Consider the following 9,033-nt stretch of genomic DNA (forward strand, 5'->3'; position numbering starts at 1 on the left):
GGGCGGTGCCCCTCCGTTCGGAGGGGCACCGCCCTTTTGCATCCTGCGTGCTCAGCCGCGCAGCCGTTCCATCTGCGGATCGAACAGGGGTTCGGCCGCGACGGTGGCCGGAATCCGGCGCCCGAAGTATTCGATGGCCACGTTGTCGCCTTCCTGCACGCCGGCCGGCAGCCAGGCGTAGGCGATGGGCCGGCGCACGGTGTAGCCGTAGGCGGCACTGGTGACGTACCCGGCGGCCTCACCGTCCACGTACACCGGCTCCTTGCCCAGCACTACGGAGGTGCCGTCGTCGATGGTCAGGCAGCGCAGCCGCCGGCCCGGGGCCTGGGTCCGGCGCACGGCCAGGGCGGCGGCTCCGATGAAGTCCTGGAAGTCCCGGCGCACCGCGAAGCCCAGCCCGGCCTCGTCCGGGCCGTGTTCGGCGGTGACGTCGGTGCCCCAGAGCCGGTAGCCCTTTTCCAGCCGCAGGCTGTTGAAGGCCCCGCGCCCGGCGGCGATGATGCCGTGCTCGGCACCGGCCTCGGAGAGCGTGTCCCAGAGCTTGAGCCCGTGCTCGGCGGAGGTGTAGAGCTCCCAGCCCAGTTCGCCCACGTAGGAGAGCCGCATCGCGGTGACCGGGATGCCGCCGATGTGCACCTGCTTGGCCCGGAAGTAGCGCAGCCCGTCATTGCTGAAGTCATCCGAACTGACCTTGGCCACCACCTCGCGCGCCAGTGGTCCCCACAGCCCGATGCAGCAGGTGGCGCCGGTGATGTCCCGGACGTGCACCCACTGCGCCGGATCCGCGGCGGACTGTTCCCGGGCCTCGGTCTGCAGGTAGGCCAGGTCCATGTTGCCGTTGACGCCGACCTGGAATTGCTCCTGCCCGAGCCGGGCGACCGTGACGTCGCTGCGGACGCCGCCGTCACCGGCCAGCAGCAGGCAGTAGGTGACCGCACCGGGCTTCTTGTCGATGTTGCCGGTGCTCAGCCGCTGCAGCAGCGCCAGGGCGCCCGGTCCGGCGACCTCCAGGCGCTTCAGCGGCGTCATGTCGTAGAGGGCGACGGCGGTGCGCGTCTTCCAGGCCTCGGCAGCGCTGATCGGGGAGTGGAACATCCCGGCCCAGGCATCGCGGTCCGGTGCCTGCCACTCGGCCGGCAGCTCGTTGAGCAGGCCCTTGTTCGCCTCGAACCAGTGCGGCCGCTCCCAGCCGCCGGCTTCCAGGAAGAAGGCGCCGAGTTCCTGCTGGCGGGCGTGGAACGGGCTCACGCGCAGGTTGCGCGGGGACAGCCGCGGCTGCAGCGGGTGGAGCACGTCGTAGATCTCCACGAAGTTCTGCTGCGAGGTCTCGCTGACGTAGTCGGCGCCGGTCTGGACTTCCTCGAAGCGGTTGATGTCGCAGTCGTGCAGGTCGGTGCGGGACTGTCCCTCGACCAGCAGCTCGGCGACGGCCTTGGCGACGCCGGCCGAATGGGTGACCCAGACGGCCTCGGCCAGGTAGAACCCCTCCAGCTCCGGGGTGCTGCCGATCAGCGGGCCGCCGTCGGAGGTGAAGGAGAAGATGCCGTTGAAGCCCTCGGCGATCTCGGCGGTGCGCAGCGCCGGCAGCAGCTCGCGGCTGTCCTCCCAGGAGGGCAGGAAGTCCTCGGCTGTGAACTCCAGCCGGGAGGGCATCCGGTGTTCGGACATCTGCTCCGGCCCCACCTGCGGCAGCTCGTCCAGGTTGGCCGGCATCGGACGGTGGGCGTAGGAGCCGATGCCGATCCGGTCCCCGTGCTCACGGTAGTACAGGTCCTTGTCCTGGTGGCGCAGGATGGGCAGCCGGGCGCCGTTGGGCAGTTCGTTGCGTCCGGCCAGCTCGGGGACCGCGGTGGTCTTCGCGTACTGGTGCGCCAGCGGCAGCAGCGGCACCGCCACGCCCGCCATCTGGCCGATCTTCGGCCCCCAGAACCCGGCGCAGGAGACCACGATGTCCGCCGGCACCACGCCGTCGGGCGTGCGCACGCCGGTGACCTTGCCCGCCGCCTGCTCGATGCCGGTCACCGGGGTGGAGCCGATGAACTTCACCCCGGCCTCGCTTGCGCGGGAGATCAGCAGCTGCACGGCGCGGGCGGCCGAGGCGAGCCCGTCGGTGGCGACCAGCAGGCCGCCGAGGACCCTGTCGCGGGCCAGCAGGGGATAGTGCTTTTCGCATTCGTCCGGGTCGATCAGCCGGCCCTCGACCCCCCAGGAGGCGGCCCAGCCGAGCTTGCGCTTGAGGTCCTCGAGCCGGGCCTCGGTGGTGGCGACTTCCAGCCCGCCGACCTGGTTGAAGCACGAGACGCCGTCGGCGCCCAGGGACAGCAGCTTCTGCACGGTGTAGCCGGCGAACTCCGTGAGCGTCTTGGAGGCATTGGTCTGGAAGACCAGGCCCGGGGCGTGCGAGGTGGAGCCGCCGGCCAGCTGCAGCGGACCCTGCTCGATCACGGTGATGTTGGTCCAGCCGCGGGTGGCCAGCTCGTCCGCCAGGTTCGCGCCGACGATGCCGGCTCCGATGATGACTACCCTGGGTGAGGTCATGGGTGTTCTCCTAAGTAACGTTTTGGGCGGTAGCGGAAGCGGACGGCAGGCGTCCGGTGGGCATTAGTTGGTGCTGGCGGGGCAGCGACCGGAGTCCGGGCACCCGCCGTCGCATTCGTGCTTGGTGACCAGGTCGAACTTGACGCCGCGGTGCTGGTCCACGCCGGCACGGATGGCCCGTTCCACCACCGAGTCGGCCAGTCTCTTGCGCAGGGCGAGCGGATCACGGCGCAGGTCTTTCACCAGGGCCAGGCACATCAGGAACATCACCAGCACGAACGGCAGCGCCGAGACGATGGTGATCCGCTGCAGCCCGCTGAGGGCTTCGGCAGGCTGGTCGCCGCCGGCCAGCAGCATCACCGCGGCGACGGCGCCGGTGAGGGCACCCCAGAAAATGACCACGCCCCGGCGCGGTTCCTCGGTGCCGTTGGAACTGAGCGATCCCATCACGATCGAGGCCGCGTCGGCACCCGTGACGAAGAAGATGGCCACCAGGACCATGGCGAGGATGGAGACTGCGCCGGCGATGGCGTTGGGCAGCGGCAGGTGGTGCAGCAGGTCAAAGAGCGCGCCGTCGAAGGAAATGGTGGGCTTGCCGTCCACGATGGCGGCCAGCCCGTCGCCGGCGGCAGGAGTGGCGTCGGCCGCAGACTGGATATGGATGGCGGCGCCGCCGAAGACGCCGAACCAGATCACGCTGACGATGCTGGGCACCAGCAGCACACCCGTGACGAACTGGCGGATGGTGCGCCCGCGGCTGATGCGGGCGATGAACAGGCCCACGAAGGGCGTCCAGGAAACCCACCAGGCCCAGTAGAAGATGGTCCAGCTGGACATCCACTGGCGCAGCGCGTCGTCACCCACGGCCTCGGTCCGGGAAGCCATCTCGGCCAGGTCCCTTGCGTAGTCGCCGACCGCCGCCGGAATCAGGTTCAGGATGAAGAGCGTGGGCCCGGCCACGAAGACAATGAGGGCAAGGACTACGGCCAGGACCATGTTGATGTTGGAGAGCCACTGGATGCCGCGGCTGATGCCCGAGACTGCGGAGGCGATGAAGCAGGCGGTGAGCACTGCAACGATGACGACCAGCACCGGGGTGGCCAGCTGGCCACCGATCCAGCCGTTGGAGGCCATGCCACTGCCGATCTGCAGGGCTCCGAGGCCCAGGGATGCGGCCGTGCCGAAGAGCGTGGCGAAGATGGCCAGCATGTTGATGATCTTGCCGACCGGGCCTTCCACCCTCCGGATTCCGAACAGGGACGTGAAGGCGGTGGAGATGAGCTGCTTACGGCCCAGCCGGTAGGTTCCGTAGGCCATGGCAACGCCCACCACCGCATACATGGCCCACGGGTGCAGGGTCCAGTGGAAGATGGAGGTCGCCATGGCCGTCTGGATGGCAGCGGGCGTCTGGCCGTTGACGGAGCCCGGCGGCGGGGAGATGTAGTGGTAGAGCGGTTCCGCCACCCCGTAGAACATCAGGCCGATACCCATGCCCGCGGCAAACATCATCGAGATCCAGGAGACCATGGAGTACTCGGGCTTTTCGCCGTCCTTGCCCAGCGGGATATTCCCGAAACGGCTCAGGGCCAGCCACAGCACGTAGACCACGAACAGTGAAGCCAGCGCGACGAACAGCCAGCCGGTATTTTGCATGACCCAGTCCAGGACCACCTGCGAGGTGGCCGCGAGGTTTTCCCTGCCGGTAAATCCCCAGATGACAAAGGCGAGGGTCAGCAGGCCCGCCACGCCGAAGGTGACCTTGTCCAGGCCCTCCCTGCCGAACAGCCGGCGGCGTGCCGCGGCCTGCTCGGTCTCGCTCTCGCGCAGGGCCTCCAGGATCTCCCGGTCCTCTTCGACCGGAACCTGCTGCTGTTCCGCGTCCGGGGTAAGGGGAAGTTCGTTGCTTTCGTCGACCGTGACGTCACTGTTGATTGCCATGAACGGTTCCTTTGCGTCGGCGGAGGAGGGCTTAGGCGTGGCCGTCAACGGTCAGCCCCGGCGGCAGGTTGGGCGCCTCGTCGGACTCGATGACCATGATGTCGCCGTCAACGACCTTCACCTCGTGCACGCGCACCGGCAGCTTCGCCGGCGGAGCATCGACCTCGCCGGTGCGCAGGTTGAACTTGGAGGCGTGCAGCGGGCACTCGACTTCGCAGCCTTCGACCCAGCCGTCGGCCAGGGAGGCGTCCTGGTGGGTGCAGGTGTCGTCGATGGCGAACAGTTCTCCGTCCTCGGTGTGGAACACGGCGATCGGTGGTTTCGTATCGAGCCGCAGGGCGTCACCGGGCGCCAGTTGGTTCAGTGGGCAGGCCTTATGCATGGGATGGACCCCTTTCCCGGTGCCTCCCGGAACCCGGGAGGCAGTTGTTCCGTATCGATCAACATGGATCGCAATAGGCAACAGAGTGACGGTCATCACATGCGATTGTCAAGGGTTTCCCGGAAAGTGGTTAAAGTTCTTCAAGCTCTTGACAGCAGCTGTGATTGCCGTCACGCTGTTTCACATAGCGCGTTGAGTTTCGTAAGACGCAATTCGAGAAGGAGGTGCTCATGCGGTCACTGGCAATCGTGGGAGCGTCCCTCGCCGGCCTTTCGGCTGCGCGGGCGGCGCGTGCGCAGGGCTTCGACGGGAATCTGGTCATCATCGGGGACGAGAACGAGCGGCCCTACGACCGGCCCCCGCTGTCCAAGGACTATCTGCTCGGCAAGATTACGGGCGAGGACCTGGCCCTGGAGGCCGCCGGGGAGGACCTGCAGGCCCAGTGGCTGCTGGGCAGCCGGGCGGTCCGGTTGGACGGCGAAGCCCGCACCATCACCTTGGCCGATGGCGGGAGCGTGGCGGCGGACGGCATCGTCCTGGCCACCGGCGCCTCCGCCCGGACTCTGCCGGAACTGGCCGGCCTGGCCAATGTCTTCAGCCTGCGCACCCTGGCGGACGCCCGGGCGCTGTCCGCGGAGCTGCAGCCGGGGCGCCGGCTGGTTGTGGTGGGGGCTGGCTTCATCGGTGCCGAGGCGGCCTCCACGGCCAAGGCCCTGGGGCTGGAGGTCACCGTCATCGAGTCCCAGCCGGTTCCGCTCAGCGGGCCGCTGGGCACCGAAATGGGCACCGTCGTCGGACGGCTCCATGAACTCAATGGTGTCGAGCTGATCTGTGGCACCGGCGTGGACATCTTCCACAGCTGTGAAGGCGTTGTCACCGGCCTGCGGCTGACCGACGGCCGGTACGTGCCGGCCGACCTGGTGCTGGTGGGCATCGGCGCCGTCCCGAACATCGGTTGGTTGGCCGGCTCCGGGGTGGAAACCGGCAATGGCGTCGTCTGCGATGCCTCCGGCCGGACGAACCTGCCCGGGATTGTCGCCGTGGGCGACTGCGCGGCCTGGTTCGACGGCCGGCTCGGGGCACACCGCCGCGTGGAGCACTGGACCACCGCGGTGGAGCATCCGGAGGCTGCGGTGGCCGCCTTGCTGGACCAGCCGGCGCCCCAGCACGCGAAGGTGCCGTACTTCTGGTCCGACCAGTACGGGGTGAAACTGCAGTTCGCCGGCAACGCCGCGCAGGCCGACCGCGTGGCCATCGAGGCCGGCGACCCGCAGGAGCACAACGCCTTGGCCCTCTACTACCGCGACGGGGAGCCGGTGGCCGTGCTGGGCATGAACCAGCCGCGGCTGTTCACCAAATGGCGCCGCACCCTGAACACCGCAGCTGCCGCCGCCGTGGCGGTGCCGGCCTGAGCCGCTGCCCCAACCACCGTTACCCCACTCACCATTAACTTGTTTCCAGCGGAGGAACACAGCATGACCGTCGAAAAAACCATTTCCGAGAGCCTGATCGCCACCCTGCCCGGCCACACCTACACCGACGCCGCCATCTTCCGGGCCGAGCAGGAACGGATCTTCGAGCAGATGTGGTTCTGCGCCATCCGCTCGTCCGACCTGGACAAGGCCGGCGCCTGGAAGACTGTCCAGATCGGCCGCGAGTCGGTGCTGATCAACCGCACGCGCAAGGGCGAAATCCGGGCGTTCTACAACATCTGCCGGCACCGCGGCGTCAAGCTGTGCATGGAGGAATCCGGCGAAGCCGCCCGTTCCTTCCAGTGCCCGTACCACGCCTGGACCTACGACTTCGAGGGCAAGCTCATTGCCGCGCCGAACCTGACCAAGATGCCCGACATCGACCGGAACGAATACGGCCTGGCCAAGGTGCACATCCGCGAGTACCTGGGCTATGTCTGGGTCTGCCTGGCGGAGGAGCCGCCGTCGTTCGAGGAAGACGTCATGGGCGCCATCGAGGAGCGCCTGGGTGACCTGGAAGCCATCGACGGCTACGACGTGGCGAACCTGAAGGTCGGCCGGCGGATCAAGTACGACGTGAAGGCCAACTGGAAGCTCATCATCGAGAACTTCATGGAGTGCTACCACTGCGCGACCATCCACCCGGAGCTGACCGAGGTGCTGCCGGAGTTCGCCGACGGCCTGGCCGCCCAGTACTTCGTGGGCCACGGCGCCGAATTCGGTGAGGACATCAAGGGCTTCACGGTCGATGGCTCCGAGGGCCTGGACGTGATCCCCGGTGTGAGCGAGGACCAGGACCGGCGCTACTACGCGATCACCATCAAGCCCACCGTCTTCGTGAACCTGGTGCCTGACCATGTGATCATCCACCGGATGTTCCCGTTGGCCGCGGACCACACCATCGTCGAGTGCGACTGGCTCTACCTGCCCAGCGTGGTCGAGTCCGGCAAGGACGTCACCGCGTCGGTGGAGCTGTTCCACCGGGTGAACATGCAGGACTTCGACGCCTGCGAACGCTGCCAGCCGGCCATGGCCTCGAAGGTCTACTCCCACGGCGGCGTGCTGGTTCCCAGCGAGCACCACATCGGCGTCTTCCATGACTGGGTAGACAGCAAGGTGGGCGACGTGCAGCGCTCCGGCGAGGACCTGCTGGGCCTCACGGCAGATACGCCCCCGCTCGAGGAACGGGCCCGGATCGTCGAACCGTAGAGCGCGGCGAGGCAGTAGCCCATACAACTGCTGACCGGTTGCCCGGCCTGCTTGAGCGCCTCAAGCAGGCCGGGCAACCGCAGAGGATCACATATGTTCTTTCGAAACCGGTGCTCGTCCCTTGAGCGTGCCAATAAGTTCCAGGCCGCCGGCACAGGCTTCGGCCCGGCATGCGGGAAGCTGCACGGCCGGTGCCGCAGCAGTATGGACGTGAACGCGTGAAAATTTCACTGGGGCTGCCCAGGCCGCGCTCCGAGGAGCCGCCCCCCGGCCCGATGCCCCGTCCTGCCTCCGTTCCGGTGTCCCTTCCTGTACCCGGCCCGCTCCGTGGACTCGGGGACCGCTACGGACGGGTAGCTACGGACCTGCGGCTGTCCCTGACGGATAAGTGCAATCTGCGGTGCACCTACTGCATGCCCGCGGAGGGGCTGGACTGGCTGGGCCGGCAGCAGCTGCTGTCGGCCGCAGAGATCGTCCGGCTCGTGGACATCGGCGTGGACCGGCTGGGCATCCGCGAGCTGCGGTTGACCGGCGGCGAACCCCTGGTGCGCGCTGACTTGGTGGACATCGTGGCGGCAGTCCGTCTTCGGCATCCGCACCTGCCGGTGTCCCTGACCACCAACGCCGTGGGCCTGGACCGGAAGGCGAAGGACCTCAAGGCCGCAGGGCTGACACGGATCAACGTTTCCCTGGACACCCTGCACCCCGGGACCTTCGCCCGGCTGACCCGCCGGCCGTTCCTGGACCGCGTGCTGGCCGGTCTCGAGGCGGCAGACCAGGCTGGACTGGGACCCATCAAGCTCAACGCAGTCCTGATGCGCGGCATAAACGACCACGAAGCCCCCTACCTGCTGGACTGGGCCCTGCGCCGCGGCTTCGAACTTCGCTTCATCGAGCAGATGCCGCTGGATGCGGACCATGGCTGGACACGCCAGGGGATGGTGACTGCCACCCAGATCCGCCGGTTGCTGGAGGCGGACTTTGCCCTGTCCCCCGATCCCCGGAGCCGGGATGGTGCCCCCGCCGAGCGTTGGGAGGTACGGCGCCGGCTGGCCGGCAGAGTGCCGGAAGACACCGCCGCGGGCACAGTCGGCATCATTGCCTCCGTCACGGAACCCTTCTGCGGCGACTGCCGCCGCACCCGGATCACGGCCGAGGGCAGGGTGCGCAGCTGCCTGTTCTCGCACGAGGAAACCGACCTGCGGGAGCTGCTGCGGGCGGGCGCCGGCGACGACGCCATCGCCCGCCGGTGGCAGGAGGCCATGTGGGCCAAGCCGAAGGCCCACGGCATGGACCACGCGGGACTGGACGCTCCGAACTTTCGGCAGCCGGAACGCACGATGAGCGCTATCGGGGGATAGCGGATTTAAGGGAACCCGGTTCGCCGGGACCATCCGAGTCAGAAAAGGACACGAATCATGGTTCACAAAGTTCGGGCAGTTGTTGCCAAGGAAAAGAACGCGCCGGTTTCCATCGAGACCATCCTGGTCCCGG

6 protein-coding genes are annotated in these 9,033 nt (G+C 68.0%); 3 read left to right on the forward strand and 3 right to left on the reverse strand.

Annotation, left to right across the window (positions count from 1 at the left end; all coding sequences use genetic code 11):
- Nucleotides 1-51 precede the first annotated feature (51 nt).
- The 3 genes from ACFQ36_RS17820 to ACFQ36_RS17830 all read right to left on the reverse strand — a co-directional run bounded on the left by ACFQ36_RS17820 (nucleotide 52) and on the right by ACFQ36_RS17830 (nucleotide 4,858).
- The gene (locus ACFQ36_RS17820; protein ID WP_377016034.1) at nucleotides 52-2,538 is read right to left on the reverse strand and encodes an FAD-dependent oxidoreductase; all 2,487 of its coding nucleotides are present in this window, start codon (nucleotides 2,536-2,538) and stop codon (nucleotides 52-54) included.
- A gap of 63 nt (nucleotides 2,539-2,601) precedes the next feature.
- Nucleotides 2,602-4,476 (reverse strand): BCCT family transporter, encoded by a 1,875-nt coding sequence (locus ACFQ36_RS17825; protein WP_377016036.1) that lies wholly within the window; start codon nucleotides 4,474-4,476, stop codon nucleotides 2,602-2,604.
- A 31-nt stretch (nucleotides 4,477-4,507) separates the two neighbouring features.
- Complete coding sequence (locus ACFQ36_RS17830) at nucleotides 4,508-4,858, reverse strand: bifunctional 3-phenylpropionate/cinnamic acid dioxygenase ferredoxin subunit (protein ID WP_377016038.1); 351 nt, start codon at nucleotides 4,856-4,858, stop codon at nucleotides 4,508-4,510.
- A gap of 230 nt (nucleotides 4,859-5,088) precedes the next feature.
- Here ACFQ36_RS17830 and ACFQ36_RS17835 point away from each other — a divergent pair, with 230 nt between their 5' ends.
- The 3 genes from ACFQ36_RS17835 to moaA all read left to right on the forward strand — a co-directional run bounded on the left by ACFQ36_RS17835 (nucleotide 5,089) and on the right by moaA (nucleotide 8,900).
- Nucleotides 5,089-6,270, forward strand: coding sequence for an NAD(P)/FAD-dependent oxidoreductase (locus ACFQ36_RS17835; protein ID WP_377016040.1), 1,182 nt, complete (start codon nucleotides 5,089-5,091; stop codon nucleotides 6,268-6,270).
- A gap of 63 nt (nucleotides 6,271-6,333) precedes the next feature.
- Nucleotides 6,334-7,539, forward strand: a complete 1,206-nt coding sequence (locus ACFQ36_RS17840) for an aromatic ring-hydroxylating dioxygenase subunit alpha (RefSeq protein WP_377016042.1) — start codon at nucleotides 6,334-6,336, stop codon at nucleotides 7,537-7,539.
- A 218-nt stretch (nucleotides 7,540-7,757) separates the two neighbouring features.
- Nucleotides 7,758-8,900 carry a GTP 3',8-cyclase MoaA gene (gene moaA, locus ACFQ36_RS17845; protein WP_377016044.1) on the forward strand — a complete coding sequence of 381 codons (1,143 nt, stop codon included), beginning with the start codon at nucleotides 7,758-7,760 and terminating at the stop codon, nucleotides 8,898-8,900.
- The last annotated feature ends 133 nt before the right edge of the window (nucleotides 8,901-9,033 follow it).

Source organism: Arthrobacter sp. GCM10027362, from assembly GCF_042679445.1.
Lineage (GTDB): Bacteria > Actinomycetota > Actinomycetes > Actinomycetales > Micrococcaceae > Crystallibacter.

Excerpts from the sequence above, each read along its gene's own strand:
- ACFQ36_RS17820 (WP_377016034.1), bottom strand. The coding sequence starts at position 2,538 with ATGACCTCACCCAGGGTAGTCATCATCGGAGCCGGCATCGTCGGCGCG.
- ACFQ36_RS17825 (WP_377016036.1), bottom strand. The coding sequence starts at position 4,476 with ATGGCAATCAACAGTGACGTCACGGTCGACGAAAGCAACGAACTTCCC.
- ACFQ36_RS17830 (WP_377016038.1), bottom strand. The coding sequence starts at position 4,858 with ATGCATAAGGCCTGCCCACTGAACCAACTGGCGCCCGGTGACGCCCTG.
- ACFQ36_RS17835 (WP_377016040.1), top strand. The coding sequence starts at position 5,089 with ATGCGGTCACTGGCAATCGTGGGAGCGTCCCTCGCCGGCCTTTCGGCT.
- ACFQ36_RS17840 (WP_377016042.1), top strand. The coding sequence starts at position 6,334 with ATGACCGTCGAAAAAACCATTTCCGAGAGCCTGATCGCCACCCTGCCC.